Annotated in this window: 15 protein-coding genes; 10 read left to right on the top strand and 5 right to left on the bottom strand. The window is 62.5% G+C overall.

Annotation, left to right across the window (positions count from 1 at the left end; all coding sequences use genetic code 11):
* Positions 1-153 precede the first annotated feature (153 nt).
* From H3221_RS04000 to H3221_RS03975, 6 genes are all read left to right on the top strand, one after another.
* On the top strand, positions 154-1251 hold the full coding sequence (locus H3221_RS04000; protein WP_196477159.1) for a polyamine ABC transporter substrate-binding protein: 1098 nt from the start codon (positions 154-156) through the stop codon (positions 1249-1251).
* A 67-nt stretch (positions 1252-1318) separates the two neighbouring features.
* Entirely contained in the window at positions 1319-2413 is a 1095-nt protein-coding gene (locus tag H3221_RS03995; protein ID WP_196477158.1) for a polyamine ABC transporter substrate-binding protein, read from the top strand.
* 68 nt (positions 2414-2481) lie between these two features.
* Complete coding sequence (locus H3221_RS03990) at positions 2482-3573, top strand: polyamine ABC transporter substrate-binding protein (protein ID WP_196477157.1); 1092 nt, start codon at positions 2482-2484, stop codon at positions 3571-3573.
* 54 nt (positions 3574-3627) lie between these two features.
* Complete coding sequence (gene potA, locus H3221_RS03985; protein WP_192980402.1) at positions 3628-4782, top strand: polyamine ABC transporter ATP-binding protein; 1155 nt, start codon at positions 3628-3630, stop codon at positions 4780-4782.
* 23 nt (positions 4783-4805) lie between these two features.
* Positions 4806-5687, top strand: a complete 882-nt coding sequence (locus tag H3221_RS03980; RefSeq protein ID WP_162843949.1) for an ABC transporter permease subunit — start codon at positions 4806-4808, stop codon at positions 5685-5687.
* Between the two features lie 82 nt (positions 5688-5769).
* Positions 5770-6657 carry an ABC transporter permease subunit gene (locus H3221_RS03975; RefSeq protein ID WP_192980401.1) on the top strand — a complete coding sequence of 296 codons (888 nt, stop codon included), beginning with the start codon at positions 5770-5772 and terminating at the stop codon, positions 6655-6657.
* A 104-nt stretch (positions 6658-6761) separates the two neighbouring features.
* Here H3221_RS03975 and H3221_RS03970 read toward each other — a convergent pair whose 3' ends face one another.
* The gene (locus H3221_RS03970; RefSeq protein ID WP_196477156.1) at positions 6762-8126 is read right to left on the bottom strand and encodes a CYTH domain-containing protein; all 1365 of its coding nucleotides are present in this window, start codon (positions 8124-8126) and stop codon (positions 6762-6764) included.
* A 112-nt stretch (positions 8127-8238) separates the two neighbouring features.
* On the opposite strand from H3221_RS03970, the gene H3221_RS03965 reads away from it, so the two are divergent.
* The 4 genes from H3221_RS03965 to argA all read left to right on the top strand — a co-directional run bounded on the left by H3221_RS03965 (position 8239) and on the right by argA (position 12929).
* Positions 8239-8916 (top strand): TIGR00153 family protein, encoded by a 678-nt coding sequence (locus tag H3221_RS03965; protein ID WP_104729913.1) that lies wholly within the window; start codon positions 8239-8241, stop codon positions 8914-8916.
* A 39-nt stretch (positions 8917-8955) separates the two neighbouring features.
* Positions 8956-10227 carry an inorganic phosphate transporter gene (locus tag H3221_RS03960; RefSeq protein ID WP_196477155.1) on the top strand — a complete coding sequence of 424 codons (1272 nt, stop codon included), beginning with the start codon at positions 8956-8958 and terminating at the stop codon, positions 10225-10227.
* A gap of 68 nt (positions 10228-10295) precedes the next feature.
* Positions 10296-11462 (top strand): acetylornithine deacetylase, encoded by a 1167-nt coding sequence (gene argE / locus H3221_RS03955; protein WP_196477154.1) that lies wholly within the window; start codon positions 10296-10298, stop codon positions 11460-11462.
* A gap of 168 nt (positions 11463-11630) precedes the next feature.
* Entirely contained in the window at positions 11631-12929 is a 1299-nt protein-coding gene (argA, locus tag H3221_RS03950) for an amino-acid N-acetyltransferase (RefSeq protein ID WP_196477153.1), read from the top strand.
* Positions 12930-12962: 33 nt separating this feature from the next.
* On the opposite strand, the gene rmf is transcribed toward argA, so the two are convergent.
* From rmf to H3221_RS03930, 4 genes are all read right to left on the bottom strand, one after another.
* Positions 12963-13154, bottom strand: coding sequence for a ribosome modulation factor (gene rmf / locus H3221_RS03945; protein WP_196477152.1), 192 nt, complete (start codon positions 13152-13154; stop codon positions 12963-12965).
* A gap of 189 nt (positions 13155-13343) precedes the next feature.
* The gene (gene gshA, locus H3221_RS03940; RefSeq protein WP_196477151.1) at positions 13344-14924 is read right to left on the bottom strand and encodes a glutamate--cysteine ligase; all 1581 of its coding nucleotides are present in this window, start codon (positions 14922-14924) and stop codon (positions 13344-13346) included.
* A 102-nt stretch (positions 14925-15026) separates the two neighbouring features.
* Positions 15027-15413, bottom strand: coding sequence for a PaaI family thioesterase (locus tag H3221_RS03935; RefSeq protein ID WP_106733610.1), 387 nt, complete (start codon positions 15411-15413; stop codon positions 15027-15029).
* The gene (locus tag H3221_RS03930; protein WP_196477150.1) at positions 15410-17737 is read right to left on the bottom strand and encodes a Tex family protein; all 2328 of its coding nucleotides are present in this window, start codon (positions 17735-17737) and stop codon (positions 15410-15412) included. Before H3221_RS03930 ends, H3221_RS03935 begins: the two co-directional genes overlap by 4 nt.
* Positions 17738-17799 lie beyond the last annotated feature (62 nt).

The following is a 17799-nucleotide window of genomic DNA, read 5'->3' as shown; positions in this document are numbered from 1 at the left end:
GCTGCGTGACCTGTAGGTCTGAAAGCCCGCAGTCACGGAAAGTTGTCAGCGGTGCCATGACCTTGCCAGACTGCGCCAGAGTGCGTGAACCAGCCTGATTCGAACGGCTTGCGCGACCTCTGGAATATCGACACAACAACAGGAGCTGTACGCATGAAAACATTCGGCAAGACCCTTCTCGCGTTGTCCCTGACCGCAGCCGTGGCAAGCGCTGCTCAGGCTGACGACAAAGTGCTGCATGTCTACAACTGGAGCGATTACATCGCCGAAGACACCCTGGCCAACTTCGAGAAGGAAACCGGCATCAAGGTCGTCTACGACGTCTTCGACAGCAACGAAGTGCTGGAAGCCAAGTTGCTGGCCGGCAGCTCCGGTTACGACGTAGTGGTACCGTCCAACCCCTTCCTGGCCAAGCAGATCAAGGCCGGTGTGTTCCAGAAGCTGGACAAGTCCAAGCTGCCGAACTGGTCGAACCTGGACAAGGACCTGCTCAAGGCACTGGATCCGAGCGACCCGGGTAACCAGTACTCGATCCCCTACATGTGGGGCACCATCGGTATTGGCTACAACGTCGAGAAGGTCAAGGCAGTACTCGGCGAAGACGCGCCGGTCGACTCCTGGGATCTGGTGTTCAAGCCGGAGAACATGGAAAAGCTGAAGTCCTGCGGTGTTTCCTTCCTCGACTCGCCGACCGAAATCCTCCCTGCCGCTCTGCATTACCTGGGCTATGCCCCGGATAGCAGCAAGGCCGACGAGCTGAAGAAGGCCGAGGAGCTGTTCCTCTCCATCCGTCCTTCGGTGGCCTACTTCCACAGCTCCAAGTACATCTCCGATCTGGCCAACGGCAATATCTGCGTCGCCATCGGCTACTCGGGTGACATCTACCAGAGCAAGGCGCGGGCCGAAGAAGCCAAGAACGGCGTGCAAGTTGGCTACAACATTCCGAAGGAAGGCGCTGGTTCCTTCTTCGACATGCTGGCCGTGCCGGCCGACGCCAAGAATGTCGAGTCTGCCCACGTGTTCCTCAACTACCTGATGAAGCCGGAGGTAATGGCCAGCATCACCAACTACGTGCAGTTCCCCAACGGCAACGCCGCTGCCACCGCGCTGGTGGATGAGGCGCTGCGCACCGACCCGGGTGTATATCCGACCCCGGAAGTGCTGAAGAAGATCTACACCTTCCCGGACCTGGCGCCGGCGGTGCAGCGCAACATGACCCGCAGCTGGACCAAGATCAAATCCGGCCGCTAAGCAACGAAGCAACGCCGCCTGGCGGGTTCGCCCGCCAGGCACCCAAATCGCAAGAAGAGGAAACGTTATGCGTCGTTCTACCCTGCTGGCTGGCCTGGTCGCCGCCGCCATTGGCATATCTGTAGCCCATGCAGATGATCGCGTGGTCAAGGTCTACAACTGGTCCGACTATATTGCGCCGGACACCATCGCCGAGTTCGAGAAGGAAACCGGTATCAAGGTGGTGTATGACGTTTTCGACTCCAACGAAACCCTCGATGGCAAGCTGGCCACCGGCCAGAGCGGCTATGACGTGGTGGTGCCTACCAACCACTTTCTGGCCAAGCAGGTACGTGCCGGCACCTACCTGAAACTGGACAAGTCCAAACTGCCCAACCTGGTCAATCTCGATCCGACCATCATGAAGAACCTGGCCGCGGGCGACCCCGGCAACGAATACTCGGTGCCCTACTTGTGGGGTACCAATGGCATCGGCCTGAACGCCACCAAGGCGCGCGCCGTGCTGGGCGACGATGCGCCGCTCGATTCCTGGGAGCTGCTGTTCGATCCGAAGTACGCAGAGAAGCTCGCATCCTGCGGTATCGCCCTGCTCGATTCAGGCGACGAAGTGCTGCCACAGACGGTCAACTACCTGGGCCTGTCGCCGCACACCACCCAGCGCGAAGACTACGAGAAAGCCTACGAGCAGCTGATGAAGGTGCGTCCTTACATCACTTACTTCCACAGCTCGAAATTCATATCCGATCTGGCCAACGGCAACATCTGTGCCGCTTTCGGTTACTCCGGTGACGTGCTGCAGGCCGCTGATCGAGCGGAAGAGGCCGGCCGCAGCGACGAGATCATCTACATCATTCCCAAGGAAGGCACCGCCATGTGGGCGGACCTGCTGGCCATCCCCAAGGACGCCAAGAACGTCGCCGAAGCGCACGCGTTCATCAACTACCTGCTGCGCCCCGACGTGATCGCCAAGATCAGCGACTACGTTGCCTACGCTAACCCCAACCTCAAGGCCACCGAACTGGTCGATGAGAGCGTGCGCAACAATCCGGGTGTGTACCCCGGCAAGGACGTGATGGCCAAGCTGTATGTCGCCGAGGAGCGTTCGCCGGAAGTGCAGCGCTGGCTGACCCGTGATTGGACGCGAATCAAAAGCGGCCGCTGATCGACGAACGATTTTCCTATAAAGTGCCGCGCCTTTTCCGCTCGGCACACAAAAACGAGGACGATACTGTGCGAGTTACCCTGCCCAAGTCTCTGATCGCGATGGCGGCTTCCGCCTTCTGTGGCGCCGCTCTGGCCCAGCCCACCGTGCATATCTACAACTGGAGCGATTACATCGGCGAAGAGACTCTGGCCAAGTTCGAGACGAAAACCGGCATCAAGCCGGTCTATGACGTCTTCGATTCCAACGAGACCCTCGAAGGCAAACTGCTCGCCGGCCGCAGCGGCTACGATGTGGTGGTGCCCTCCAACCACTTCCTCGGCAAACAGATTCGCGCCGGCGCCTTCCAACCGCTCGATCGCAGCAAGCTGAGCAACTGGGACAACCTCGATCCGGCGCTGCTCAAGCAACTGGAAACCAACGACCCCGGCAACCAGTATTCGGTGCCCTACCTGTGGGGCACCAACGGCATCGGCTACAACGTTGATAAGGTCAAGGCCGCGCTCGGTGTCGAGGAGATCGATTCCTGGGCCGTTTTGTTCGAGCCGGACAACATCAAGAAGCTCAGCCAGTGCGGCGTGGCCTTCCTCGATTCCGGTGATGAAATGATCCCGGCCATGCTCAATTATCTTGGTCTGGACCCCAACAGCACCAATCCCGACGACTACGCCAAGGCCGAAGCCAAGCTGCTGGAGGTGCGTCCCTACGTCACCTACTTCCACAGCTCCAAGTACATCGGCGATCTGGCCAACGGTAACATCTGCGTGGCTGCCGGCTTCTCCGGCGACATCCTGCAGGCCGCCGATCGCGCCGACGAGGCCGGCAAGGGCATCGAAATCGCCTACAGCATTCCCAAGGAAGGCGCCAACCTCTGGTTCGACATGATGGCCATTCCCGTCGATGCGGCGAACGCCGAACAGGCGCACACCTTCATCAACTTCCTCCTCGAGCCCGAGGTGATCGCCGAAGTCAGTGACTACGTCGGTTATGCCAACCCCAATACCAAGGCGGATGAATTCATGGATGAGGAGGTCCGCAACGACCCGTCCATCTACCCGTCGCAAGCGGTGCTGGACAAGCTGTACATCTCCGCCGAGCTGCCGGTTCGCGTGCAGCGCCTGATGACCCGCAGTTGGACCAAGGTCAAGTCGGGTCAGTAATCGTTCCTGCCCGGCCACAGGGGTCGGGCACAATCTTCCGGGAGTTTTCCAATAATGGCTGTTGCCTCCAGCGCCTACAAAAAAGCCCTCGAGGGGGATCAGACACCGAAAGAGGTGCTGGTCAAGATCGATCGGGTGACCAAGAAGTTCGACGAGACCATAGCCGTCGATGACGTCTCGCTGACCATCAACAAGGGCGAGATCTTTGCCTTGCTGGGCGGTTCCGGCTCGGGTAAATCGACCCTGCTGCGCATGCTCGCCGGCTTCGAGCGGCCGACCGAAGGGCGCATCATCCTCGATGGCGTCGACATCACCGACATGCCGCCGTACCAGCGGCCGATCAACATGATGTTCCAGTCCTATGCGCTGTTCCCGCACATGACCGTGGCGCAGAACATCGCCTTCGGTCTTCAGCAGGACAAACTGCCCAAGGCCGAGATCGACGAGCGCGTGGCCGAGATGCTCAAACTGGTGCACATGACCCAGTACGCCAAGCGCAAGCCGCATCAGCTCTCCGGTGGTCAGCGTCAGCGCGTGGCCCTGGCCCGCTCCCTGGCCAAACGCCCAAAGCTGCTGCTGCTCGATGAACCGATGGGCGCGCTGGACAAGAAGCTGCGTTCGCAGATGCAACTGGAGCTGGTGGAGATCATCGAGCGGGTCGGCGTGACCTGCGTGATGGTGACCCACGACCAGGAAGAGGCCATGACCATGGCCCAGCGCATCGCCATCATGCACCTGGGCTGGATCGCCCAGACCGGCAGCCCGATCGACATCTACGAGACGCCCACCAGCCGTCTGGTGTGCGAGTTCATCGGCAACGTCAACCTCTTCGACGGCCAGATCACCACTGACGAAGTCGACCACGCGATCATCGATTGCCCGCAACTGGAAAAGCCGATCTACATCGGCCACGGCGTCAGTACACGCGCCGAAAACAAGTCCGTCAGCTACGCCCTGCGCCCGGAAAAACTGCTGATGGCCACCGCGCTGCCGGATGACCACGAGCATCCCGAGTACAACTGGAGCCGTGGCCACGTGCACGACATCGCCTACCTCGGTGGTCACTCGGTGTACCACGTCAAACTCACGTCCGGGCAGATCGTGCAGTGCTTCATCGCCAACGCCGAGCGCCGTGGCAAGCGTCCGACCTGGGACGATCCGGTGGTGGTGTACTGGGAAGACGACAGCGGCGTGGTACTGCAATCATGAAACCGAGCAAACTGGCGCGCTATCTGCCCACAGGGCGGCATGCCGTTATCGGCATACCTTTCCTCTGGCTATTCATGTTCTTCCTGCTGCCCTTCATCATCGTGCTGAAGATCAGCTTCGCCGAAGCCGACGTGGCGATTCCGCCCTACACGGAAATCTACCAGTGGGCAGACAACAAGCTGACGCTGCTGTTGAATTTCGGTAACTACATCTTCCTCAGCGAAGATGCCCTGTACTTGTCGGCCTACCTGGGTTCGCTGCAGATCGCCTTCTTCAGCACCTTGCTCTGCCTGCTGATCGGCTACCCGATGGCCTATGCCATCGCCCGTGCGCCGAAAGAGCACCAGACCGTACTGCTACTGCTGATCATGATGCCGACCTGGACTGCGATCCTGATTCGCGTCTACGCCTGGATGGGCATTCTCGGCAACAACGGCCTGCTCAACAGTCTGCTGATGGGCATTGGCCTGATCGATACGCCGCTGCAGATTCTCAACACCAATACCGCGGTCTATATCGGCGTCGTGTATTCGTATCTGCCGTTCATGATCCTGCCGCTTTACGCCAACCTGGTGAAGCACGACCTCAGCCTGCTGGAGGCTGCTTCGGACCTGGGTTCGAGCAACTTCAACAACTTCTGGAAGATCACCGTGCCGCTGTCGAAGAACGGCATCATTGCCGGTTCCATGCTGGTGTTCATCCCGGTGGTTGGTGAATTCGTCATCCCCGAATTGCTCGGCGGCCCGGAGACCCTGATGATCGGCAAGGTGCTGTGGCAGGAGTTCTTCAACAACCGCGACTGGCCGGTGGCATCCGCTCTGGCTGTGGTGATGCTGGCAATCCTGATCGTGCCCATCATTCTGTTCAACCGTAACCAAGCCAAGGAACTGGAGGGCCGCCCATGATTCGTTCAATCACAGTGAGCCCATCATTCTGTTCAACCGGCTCTTTAACCAGAAGCGGAGCCAAAGAGCTGGAGGGCCGCCCATGAAGCGTTTCAGTTTCTCCAGCATCATGCTCTGGGCCGGCCTGGTATTCATCTACCTGCCCATGGTCATCCTGGTTATCTACTCGTTCAACGCCTCGCGGCTGGTAACGGTGTGGGGCGGTTGGTCGGTGAAGTGGTACGTCGGCCTGCTGGACAATACGCAGCTGATGAACTCGGTGATGCGCTCGCTGGAGATCGCCTGCTACACCGCCATCGCAGCGGTGGCGCTGGGCACCCTGGCGGCCTTCGTACTGACCCGCATCACCCACTTCAAGGGGCGTACGCTGTTCGGTGGCCTGGTCACCGCGCCGCTGGTGATGCCGGAAGTGATCACCGGTCTGTCGTTGCTGCTGCTGTTCGTGTTGATGGCGCAACTGATCGGCTGGCCGATGCAGCGTGGCATGACCACCATCTGGATTGCCCACACCACCTTCTGTTCGGCCTATGTAGCGGTCGTGGTTTCGTCGCGTCTGCGTGAGCTGGACATGTCCATCGAAGAAGCGGCCATGGACCTGGGGGCGCGGCCGTGGAAGGTGTTCTTCCTGATCACCGTGCCGATGATCGCACCGTCGCTTGCAGCGGGAGCAATGATGTCCTTCGCCCTGTCGCTGGACGACCTGGTACTGGCCAGCTTCGTTTCCGGTCCGGGTGCGACCACCCTGCCGATGGAGATCTTCTCCGCCGTGCGCCTGGGGGTTAAACCTGAGATCAACGCGGTGGCCAGCCTGATCCTGCTGGCGGTGTCGTTCGCCACCTTCCTGGCCTGGTTCTTCGCCCACCGCGCCGAAGAAAAGCGCAAAAAGGCCATGCAACAAGCCATGGACGAGACTGCCAATCCGTCCTGGCAGCAGGTGGTCGACAGCCGTCGCAACCCCAGCAGCAACTGAGCTGTGCGCTGAAATGAAGAACGGGCCCTGCGGGGCCCGTTTTTCGTGGCGCGGCTGGTTGGCGCCGCTGGCGGTAGGGTGCGCTGTGCGCACCGAGCCTTGCACTATTTGACCAACGCCTTCCAGGCCTTGAGGCTGCTCACTATCTGCGTCTGAGTGGCACGCAGTTGGCGCTGCTCTTCGTCCAGGTCCTGCTGGGCCAGGCCGTACAGCTTGTTCAGCTCGCCATACAGGCGGTCGACCTCGGGCACTTCCAGTACGCCTCGCGCCAGGCGCAGCCAGACCAGCAGGCGCTCCAGGCGCGGCATCTGCTCGGCCAGATCTTCCGGCTGCTGCTGGTAGCGGCGCAGTTGCAGGGCATTACCTTCTTCGTTCAGTAGGGTCGGTAACCAGTTGCCCAGGGCTGCATTACCCTGGCGATTACCGCGATTGTTGCGCTCCGCCGTCCAGCTGCGTAGCAGCAGCCAGTGCGACAGCTTCAGCGACACCAGGCCCCAGCGGCAGCCATCCAGTTCGGCAGCGAACAGCGCCGGCGCATTGCGCCGCATGCTGTCGTCGCCTTGGCCGGCTGCCAGGCGCGGACGCCAGTCATCGAGCAGGGCATCGAGCGCTTCGCGCAATTCACGTGAGCTGCTGCGGGGCGCTGCCTGACCGAGGCTGGCGAGCAGGGCGCGCAGGTCGATCAGTTGCTCCAGCCATTGTTGCAACAGACTCCAATGGCCGTTCCAGCGATATTGTTCGGCCAGTCGCTGGCTGGCACCGAGCAGATGCCAGGCAAGCGCGGCGAAGGCATCGTCCAGACTCATCTCGGCGTTAAGCTCGGGAGCCGGCAGGCTCAGGTTGTAGCTGCCGGCATCGAACAGGCGATAGCCGCGCTCGGCCTTGCTGATGTCGCAGGGCATCAGCGGCAGTTCGGCGGCCAGCTCGCAGGCCAGTTCCAGCAGCGCGGCGGGCTCGCCCTGGCGCAACTCCAGCTCCAGCTCGCAAATCTCTTCTTCGCCCTCTCCGGCGATGACCTTGCCCAGGTCCAGCGCGGCTTCGATGATCACCTTGGCCTTGCCACGGCCCCAGGCGATCTCGGCTTTTTCGCGGACGAAGTCGGTGGTGAACAGCGGCTGCAGGGTTTTCTTGTCCAGCTCGGCCAGGCTGGCCGGCCAGCAGCTGTCATCGAGCTTTTTCAGGTCGAGCTTGGCCTTGCTCAGGTACCAGTCCCACTCGTTGCGCTCGGACAGGCCGGCGACGCTCTGGCCACGGCTCTTCAGGGTCTGGATGAACTGCTCGCCATCGCGGCGCAGACGCAAGGCTACCTTGGCCTCGGCCAGTTCACGGTCCGGCGTGTCGTAGTACTGGTTGAACAGTTCGCAGCGCTGCCAGCCGCTCTTGTTGCGTTTTTTCAGCAACGGGTGTTCACGCAGGGCGGCCAGGGTGGCGCGGCTGGCGCGCAGTTTGATTTCGGTTTCTTTGACCATGGTGGAGAGCTAGATAGCCTTTTATGAAAATGTGACAGAGCGATGACACGCGCTGGCGAATGACGAAGCCGGTCCCTATACTTGCGACCTTCTCAAAACGGGGGCTTACCCTATGCCTATCAATCCCTTTGTCAGCCTGTTCGGCCGTTCACCCATCGGCCCCATGCAACAGCATATCGCCAAGGCTCACGAGTGCGCGGCGAACCTGGTGCCTTTCTTCGAAGCCATAATGGTCGAGGACTGGGCCAAGGTGGAACAGGTGCAACAGGAGATGTCCCGGCTGGAGCACGAGGCCGACAAGCTGAAGAAAAGCGTGCGCCTGCACCTGCCCAAGAGCCTGTTCCTGCCAGTGCCGCGTTCGGACCTGCTCGAGCTGCTCAGTGTACAGGACAAAGTCGCCAACCGTGCCAAGGACATCGCCGGCCTGATGCTCGGCCGGCAGATGGCTATTCCACAGCCGTTGCAGCCGCTGATGCGCACCTATGTGCAGCGCAGCGTGGATGCCAGCGCTCAGGCGCTGAAGGCTATGAACGAATTGGACGAGCTGCTCGAGACCGGTTTCGCCGGCCGTGAAGCGGTACTTGTGGAGACCCTGATCGAAGAACTCGGTTCGATCGAAAACGATACCGATCGTCTGCAGATCGAGGTGCGCCGCAACCTGTTCAAGCTGGAGAAGGACCTTCCCCCGGTCGATGTGATGTTCCTCTATCAGATCATCGACTGGGTCGGCGACGTCGCCGACCGCGCCCAACGAGTGGGCAACCGACTGGAACAACTGCTGGCGCGCTAAGCGCCAGTGTCCTTTCTGGGATCTACGGAAAACTAATTTATGTCTCTTATTGCGGACTACGGGCTCGTTCTGCTCGTTCTTGCCTGCCTTTTCGGTTTTTTCATGGCCTGGGGTGTTGGAGCCAACGATGTAGCCAATGCTATGGGTACATCCGTTGGCTCGCGTGCACTTACTATCAAGCAGGCGATCATCATCGCCATGGTCTTCGAGTTTGCCGGTGCCTACCTGGCTGGCGGCGAGGTGACCGAAACCATCAAGAACGGCATCGTCGATGCCAACATGATCAGCCCCAACCTGATGGTGCTGGGGATGATGTCGGCTTTGCTGGCGGCAGGTACCTGGCTGCTGGTGGCTTCGACGCGCGGCTGGCCGGTTTCGACCACGCACACCATCGTCGGTGCCGTGATCGGTTTCGCGGCGGTCGGCGTGTCGATGGATGCGGTGCACTGGAGCGGCGTTGGTCCCATCGTTGCCAGTTGGGTGGTCACGCCAATGCTGGCCGGTATCATCTCCTTCTGTCTGTTCGTCAGCGTGCAGAAGTTGATCATCGACACTGACAACCCCTTCCTGAATGCCAAGCGCTACGTGCCGCTGTACATGTTCATCACAGGCTTCATGATCTCGCTGATGACCATGACCAAGGGCCTCAAGCACGTCGGTCTGAACCTCTCCAGCACCGAAGGCTTCATGCTCTCGCTCGGTATCGGTGTGCTGGTCATGCTGATCGGTATCGCCCTGCTCAGTCGCATTCACGTCGATGCCGAAGCGGACAAGGCCTTCCATTTCTCCAGCGTGGAGAAAGTGTTCGCCATTCTGATGATCTTCACCGCTTGTGCCATGGCGTTCGCCCACGGCTCCAACGATGTGGCCAATGCCGTTGGTCCGCTGGCCGCCATCGTCGGTGTCATCCAGAGCGGCGGTGAGCTGGCAGCGGGTGAGAAATCCATCGTTCCGGGCTGGATTCTGCTGCTGGGTGCACTGGGTATCGTGGTCGGCCTGGCCACTTATGGTTACAAGGTCATCGCCACCATCGGCAAGGAAATCACCGAGCTGACGCCAAGCCGTGGTTTTGCCGCTGAACTGGCCGCAGCCACCACCGTGGTCAGCGCCTCGGGCCTGGGTCTGCCGGTTTCCACCACCCACACCCTGGTAGGCGCCATTCTCGGTGTCGGTCTGGCTCGTGGTATCGGTGCGCTGAACCTGGGCATGATCGGCAAGATCTTCCTGTCCTGGATCATCACCCTGCCGGCCGGTGCGATTCTGTCGATCGTATTCTTCTTCATTCTGCGCGCGCTGTTCGGCGGGGTCTGATCCCGTCCTGACGGTTTCCCCTGCGGTTGGATGCTCCTATGATGGAGCTCCGACTCAGGAGAGTGCTGATGCCCTTGCCGTCCTTTCAAGAGCAGTTCGCCGCGCTGATCGCCGCGCCTTCAGTGAGCTGTACCCAGCCGAACTGGGATCAGAGCAACGCGCCTGTGATCGAGCTGCTCGCCGCCTGGCTCGGTGATCTGGGTTTTACCTGCGAAACCCAGCAGATCGCTCCCGGCAAATTCAACCTTCTCGCCAGCTATGGCTCCGGTCCCGGCGGTCTGGTGCTGGCCGGGCACAGCGACACCGTGCCGTTCGATGCCGCGCTGTGGCAGACCGACCCGCTCAAGCTGACCGAAGTCGGTGACCGCTGGGTGGGCCTTGGCAGTTGCGACATGAAAGGCTTCTTCGCGCTGGCCATCGAGGCCGTGCGACCGCTGCTCGATCAGTCGTTCAGGCAGCCGCTGCTGATTCTTGCCACCTGTGACGAAGAAAGCTCCATGGCCGGCGCCCGCGCCCTGGCCGATGCCGGCCGGCCGCTTGGCCGTGCGGCAGTGATCGGCGAGCCGACCGGGCTCAAACCCATCCGCCTGCACAAGGGCGTGATGATGGAGCGCATCGATATTCTCGGCCAGAGCGGCCATTCCTCCGACCCGGCTCTCGGCCGCAGCGCATTGGAGGCCATGCAGGACGTGATGGGCGAGCTGCGCGGCCTGCGTGCCCAGTGGCAGCGCGAATTCAACAACCCGCAATTCGGTGTGCCACAGCCGACCCTGAACCTGGGTTGCATCCACGGCGGCGACAACCCCAACCGCATCTGTGGCCAGTGCGCGCTGGAGTTCGACCTGCGCCCGCTGCCGGGTATGGACCCGGAACAACTGCGTGCGGCGATTCGCGGCAAGTTGCAGCCGTTGGCGCTCAAGCACCAGGTGCGCATCGACTACGGGCCGCTATTCCCGGCCGTGCCGCCCTTCGAGCAGGCTGCCGATGCCGAGCTGGTACGTCTGGCCGAGCGTCTGACCGGGCACAGCGCGCAAGCGGTGGCATTTGGCACCGAGGCGCCTTATCTTCAGCAACTTGGCTGCGAGACGCTGGTGCTTGGTCCCGGCGACATCGACTGCGCGCACCAGCCAGGGGAACACCTGGAGTTGGCTCGTATCGAACCTACCGTGGCGCTGCTGCGCCAACTGATCCAACACTATTGCCTGACGCGGAGTGAAGACGTGCAACGACGATGAGAGTCAGCCCCGAGCCAGCCCTATTGCACATGGCGGGTGCGCCCGCCCTCCGACTGGACGCTAACGGGCATGTCCTCCCTCATCAGGCGCTTTGCGCCATCTTCTCCCGGAAGGAGAAGGGTATAAGGAGGGCGTCGCTGCGCGACTTTCACGCTAACGGATCTCTACATGCACGACTACGTCACCTGGTTACGCCACGCTTCGCCCTACATCAACGCCCATCGCGACTGCACCTTCGTGGTCATGCTGCCGGGCGAGGGCGTTGCCCACCCGAATTTCGCCAACATCGTCCATGACCTGGTGCTGCTGCACAGCCTCGGCGTGCGCCTGGTGCTGGTACACGGCTCGCGCCCGCAGATCGAGGCGCGCCTCGCTGCCCGTGGCCTGATCCCGCATTACCATCGCGACCTGCGCATCACTGACGCACCGACCCTGGAGTGCGTGATCGACGCCGTCGGCCAACTGCGCATCGCCATCGAGGCGCGCTTGTCGATGGATATGGCCGCCTCGCCCATGCAGGGCTCGCGCCTGCGTCTGACCAGCGGCAATTTCGTCACCGCCAGGCCGATCGGCGTGCTCGATGGCGTCGACTATCACCACACCGGCGAGGTGCGGCGTATCGATCGCAAGGGCATCAATCGCCAGCTCGACGAGCGCAGCATCGTGTTGCTGTCGCCGCTCGGCTATTCGCCCACCGGAGAGATCTTCAACCTGGCCTGCGAGGACGTTGCCACCCGCGCGGCCATCGACCTGGGCGCCGACAAGCTGCTGCTGTTCGGCGCCGAAGACGGTCTGCTCGACGAACAGGGTCGGCTGGTGCGTGAGTTGCGTCCGCAGCAGGTGCCGGCGCATCTGGCACGCCTGGGTAGCAACTACCAGGGCGAGTTGCTCGATGCGGCGGCCGAGGCATGCCGTGGCGGCGTCAAACGCAGTCATATCGTCAGTTATGCCACCGATGGTGCGCTGCTCAGCGAGCTGTTCACTCGCACCGGCAACGGCACCCTGGTCGCCCAGGAACAGTTCGAATCCCTGCGTGAGGCGAGCATCGAAGATGTCGGCGGCCTGATCGAGTTGATCAGCCCGCTGGAGGAGCAGGGTATCCTGGTGCGGCGCTCGCGCGAGGTGCTGGAACGCGAGATCGAGCAGTTCAGCATCGTCGAACGCGAAGGGCTGATCATCGCCTGTGCGGCGCTCTATCCCATTGCCGATTCCGACTGCGGCGAACTGGCCTGCCTGGCCGTCAATCCCGACTATCGCCACGGTGGTCGCGGCGACGAGCTGCTGGAGCGGATCGAGGCCAGGGCGCGGGCGCAGGGGATCAAAACCCTGTTCGTGCTCACCACCCGCACCGCCCACTGGTTTCGCGAGCGCGGCTTCGAGCCGAGCAGCGTCGAGCGCATGCCCACTGCACGGGCGTCGCTGTACAACTACCAGCGCAATTCCAAGGTGTTCGAAAAGACCTTGTAGAGAGACCAATGCGATGAGTGGGAGGTCAGAACGTCAGGCGCTGTGCTGTTGCAGGCGCATCTGCTCGAAGCCGTCGTCCCAGCCGGCCTCCCAGGCGGCAGTAGGGATTTCGTCAGCGTAGGGCTGGCGATTTCTGGGCTTGCCGGTAAGGCCGGCCATATAACCTTGCTGGTAGGCCTTGGTCAGGCTTTCCAGGCTCCATTGCGGCGTGGCGTCGTCGGCCATGGGCGCTGCTCGTCTATCGTCCTTTACCCGGCAATGCTAGCTGGCCGAGCGGCCAAGGGAGTGGCCGCCCATCCTGGCTTTTGCTCCGCTGGTTGGCTTTGTGACGCAGTCGACGAATTCGATTTGGCCATTGGCAAGCACCTGATGTTGCCGAGTGTCGCGTAGGGTGCGCAGCTCGACCGGCTCCAGCTACACGGCCAACGCCAGAATGCTCGCCTGGTAGGCCGCGACGAACGCATCGAAATCACCCTGGGGTTGGGCCTCCAGTTCTGCCTGCGCGGCCAGTGAATCGTGGGCGGCCTGTTCGAAGGCCAGCTGCTGCTGCGCGCTGAGCGGTTGCCCACGGAAGTATTCGGCGTGACGCTGGCTCTGCTGCAGGGCGAACTCGGTAAAGCTCTTGCCTTGACGCAGAATCGCCAGGACCTGCGCCGATGGAGTAATCGCTACATCCGCGACCTTGGCTTGCTGTTGCGCCAACGCCTCGATATGCACGCTGCTGCCCTGGCTGCGGTCGAGCAGTTCGGCCAGCGGCAGGATGCGTTCGAGCAGTTCGCTGGCCCACACCTTGAGTTCCACCTGCTGGTTGCCTCTGTGCAGATGCAGGCCGGGGCGACGACCTTCCTTGACCACCTTGAGGAAGTTGCTGGTGCAACTGCTGCACTCGCCGTTCTCCAGCAGCGGACTGTCTTCCAGCGCGCAGAACAGCAGGAAGGCGTCGATGAAGCGCGCCTGCGCCACGTCGATGCCCAGCGGCAGGAAGGGGTTGATGTCCAGGCAGCGCACTTCCACGTACTGCACACCACGGCTCATCAGCGCCTGGATCGGTCGCTCGCCGCTGTAGGTGACGCGTTTAGGGCGGATGCTCGAGTAGTACTCGTTCTCGATCTGCAGGATGTTGGTGTTCAGCTGCAGCCACTCGTCGCCGCGTTTGATGCCAGCCTCGACATAGGCCGGGTAGGGCGTGCCGACCGCCAGACGCAGGCTGTCGGTGTAGCTGGTCAGGTCGTTGTAGCAGGGGGTCAGCCCGGACTGCGCGCTACTCTGGTAACCCAGGTCGCTCATGCGCAGGCTGGTGGCGTAAGGCAGGTACAGGGTGTTGGCGTCCAGCTCCTGAAGGTGGTGCGCACGGCCACGCATGAAGCCCTTGTCCAGCGCCGGCGAGGCGCCGAACAGGTACATCAGCAGCCAGCTGTAGCGGCGGAAGTTGCGGATCAGCGCGATATAGCGCGCCGACTGATAGTCACGCGCACTCTGCTCGCTGCCCTCGCTCTGCCGTTGCAGCTGCCACAAGCCCTCGGGCAGGGAGAAGTTGTAGTGGATGCCGGCGATGCACTGCATGGTCTTGCCGTAACGCAGCGCCAGACCCTTGCGATACACATACTTGAGGCGGCCAATGTTGGAGCTGCCGTAGCGGGCGATGGGAATGGTCTCCTCGTCCGGCAGGGCACAGGGCATCGACGGGCTCCACAGCAGTTCGCCATCGAGCTTGTCGTAGGCGAAGCGGTGGATGCTTTCCAGTTCGGCAAGGGTGGCGGCCGGATCGTTGGCGGTGCCGGTGATGAACTCCAGCAGCGACTCGGAATAGTCGGTGGTGATCTGCGCGTGGGTCAGTGCCGAGCCCAGCGCCTGCGGGTGCGGGGTCAGGGCCAGTTGGCCGTCGCGATCGACGCGCAGACATTCGCGCTCGATACCGTGCAGACACTTACCCAGCAGGGACAGGTTGGCCGGCTCGCCGAGCTGAGCCAGGCGGCGGGAGAGAAGATCGCTCAAGATGCAATTCCTAACTGGGCAGTCGCCACAATATGGGGATCGCCCCTGCACTCTGCAAGGGGCGAACGGTTTGCCAGATTAGACCAGACCGAGCGGAGGCGATTACACGCAGGCGAAGGTGCCTTGCGCCTTGGCGACCAGCTTGTCGCCCTGCAGCACTTCGGCTTCCACCACCTGGGTACGGCGACCGGCGTGCAGCACCTTGGCATGGCACAGCACGCTGCCCTCGGACACCGGGCGGATGTAGTTGATCTTGCATTCCAGGGTCACGCTGCTCGGGCCGCCGTCGCCCAGGCTGTGGCTGGCCTGGCCCATGGCGGTGTCGATCAGCGAGAACAGCGCACCGCCGTGCAGCTTGCCGTGCAGGTTGCGCAAATCGTCGGTCAGGGTCAGGCGCACGCGCGCCTCGCCGCCGCCGACCTGGAGGATCTCCAGGCCGAGCAGGCGGGAAAAGGCGCTGCTGGCGCCCACGTTATCGGTCGTACTCATTTCTTCAACTGCTTGGCGTTGGCGAACAGTGCGGCCATGCCGCCGGTGGCAGGGGCCGGTTTGTCCTGGCTGGAATGGCGCTCGCTACGTGGTGCGTTACCGCCACGGTTGCCGCCGCGCGATTGACCGCCTCGCGGTCCCTCGACCTTCTCGCCCGGCGTGTCGCCCATGCGCATGGACAGGGCGATGCGGTTACGTGGGATGTCCACCTCCATCACCTTGACCTTGACCACGTCGCCGGCCTTGACCGCCTCGTGCGGGTCCTTGATGAACTTCTCCGACAGCGCGCTGATGTGTACCAGGCCGTCCTGGTGCACGCCGATATCGACGAAGGCGCCGAAGTTGGTGACGTTGGTCACCACGCCTTCGAGCACCATGCCCAGTTTGAGGTCGTTGAGGGTTTCCACGCCTTCCTGGAACTCGGCGGTCTTGAACTCGGGACGCGGGTCGCGGCCAGGCTTGTCCAGTTCCTTGAGGATGTCGCCGACAGTGACCAGACCGAAGCGCTCATCGGTGAACTTGGCCGGATCGAGGCGCTTGAGGAAGCCCGAGTCGCCGATCAGCGAGCGGATGTCGCGGCCGGTGTCATGGGCGATGCGCTCGACCAGCAGGTAGGTTTCCGGGTGTACGGCGGAGGCGTCCAGCGGGTTGTCGCCGTTCATCACGCGGAGGAAGCCGGCGGCCTGCTCGAAGGTCTTGTCGCCCAGGCGCGGCACCTTCTTCAGTTCGGCTCGGGTCTTGAACGCACCGTTCTGGTCGCGATGGGCAACGATGTTCTGCGCCAGGGTGGCGTTGAGGCCGGAGATGCGCGCCAGCAGGGCGGCGGAGGCGGTGTTCACATCCACGCCGACTGCGTTCACGCAGTCCTCGACCACGGCGTCCAGGCTACGCGCGAGCTTGAGTTGCGAGACGTCGTGCTGGTACTGGCCGACACCGATGGATTTCGGGTCGATTTTCACCAGTTCGGCCAGCGGGTCCTGCAGGCGACGGGCGATGGAGACGGCGCCGCGCAGGGAGACGTCGAGATCGGGGAATTCGCGGGCGGCCAGTTCCGAGGCCGAGTACACCGAGGCGCCGGCCTCGGAGACCATCACCTTGGTCAGCTTCAGGCCCGGCACCTTCTTGATCAGCTCGGCGGCTAGCTTGTCGGTCTCGCGGCTGGCGGTGCCGTTACCGATGGAGATCAGGTCGACGCCATGCTTGGCACAGAGCTTGGCGAGGATGGCCAGAGTGCCGTCCCAGTCGTTGCGCGGGGCGTGCGGGTAGACGGTGGCGGTTTCCAGCACCTTGCCGGTCGCGTCGACCACCGCCACCTTGCAGCCGGTACGCAGGCCCGGGTCGAGTGCCAGGGTGGCGCGCGGGCCGGCTGGAGCGGCCAGCAGAAGGTCATGCAGGTTGCGGGCGAACACGGCAATCGCCTCGTCCTCGGCCTTCTCGCGCAGCTCGCCGAGCAGGTCGGTTTCCAGATGGTTGTAGAGCTTGACCTTCCAGGTCCAGCGCACCACCTCAGCCAGCCACTTGTCGGCGGCACGGCCTTGCGCGCTGATGCCGAAGCGCTCGCCGATCATCAGCTCGCATGGATGCATGGCGCCGGGCAGCTCCTCGCCGACCTTCAGGCTGGAACTGAGAATGCCTTCGTTGCGGCCGCGGAAAATCGCCAGCGCACGGTGCGACGGAACGCCCTTTAGCGCTTCGTCGTGCTCGAAGTAGTCGCTGAATTTGGCGCCTTCGTTCTCCTTGCCCGGCACCAGGCGAGCGCTGAGGGTGGCGTTGTCCTTGAGGAAGCTGCGCAGCTTGTCGAGCAACGCGGCGTCTTCGGCGAAGCGCTCCATGAGGATGTACTTGGCGCCTTCGAGCACGGCTTTTACATCCGCGAAGCCCTTTTCGGCGTCGATGAAGCGCTCGGCTTCCTGCTCGGGCGCGAGATTCGGGTCGTCGAACAGCGCATCGGCCAATTCGCCGAGGCCTGCTTCCAGGGCGATCTGGCCCTTGGTGCGGCGCTTCTGCTTGTACGGCAGGTACAAGTCTTCGAGGCGGGTCTTGGTGTCGGCTTGGTCGATTTCGCGCTTGAGTTCGGGGGTCAGCTTGCCCTGCTCCTCGATGCTGGCGAGGATCGCCACGCGGCGCTCGTCCAGCTCGCGCAGGTAGCGCAGGCGCTCTTCCAGGTGGCGCAACTGGGTGTCGTCGAGACTGCCGGTCACTTCTTTACGGTAACGGGCGATGAAGGGCACGGTTGAGCCTTCGTCGAGCAGGGCCACGGCGGCGGCAACCTGTTGCGGGCGCACGCCCAGTTCATCGGCGATGCGGTTGTTGATGCTGTCCATATAGAAACTACCCACTGAAGCGACAGGGCGGCCGCAAAGATGCTGGCCAGACACGAAAGCGG

The sequence above is a fragment of the Pseudomonas chaetocerotis genome, from assembly GCF_015712105.2.
In the GTDB taxonomy this organism is placed as follows: Bacteria; Pseudomonadota; Gammaproteobacteria; order Pseudomonadales; family Pseudomonadaceae; genus Aquipseudomonas; species Aquipseudomonas chaetocerotis.
The sequence above is the reverse complement of the archived record's forward strand: the minus strand, read 5'-3'. Positions and strand labels throughout refer to the sequence as shown.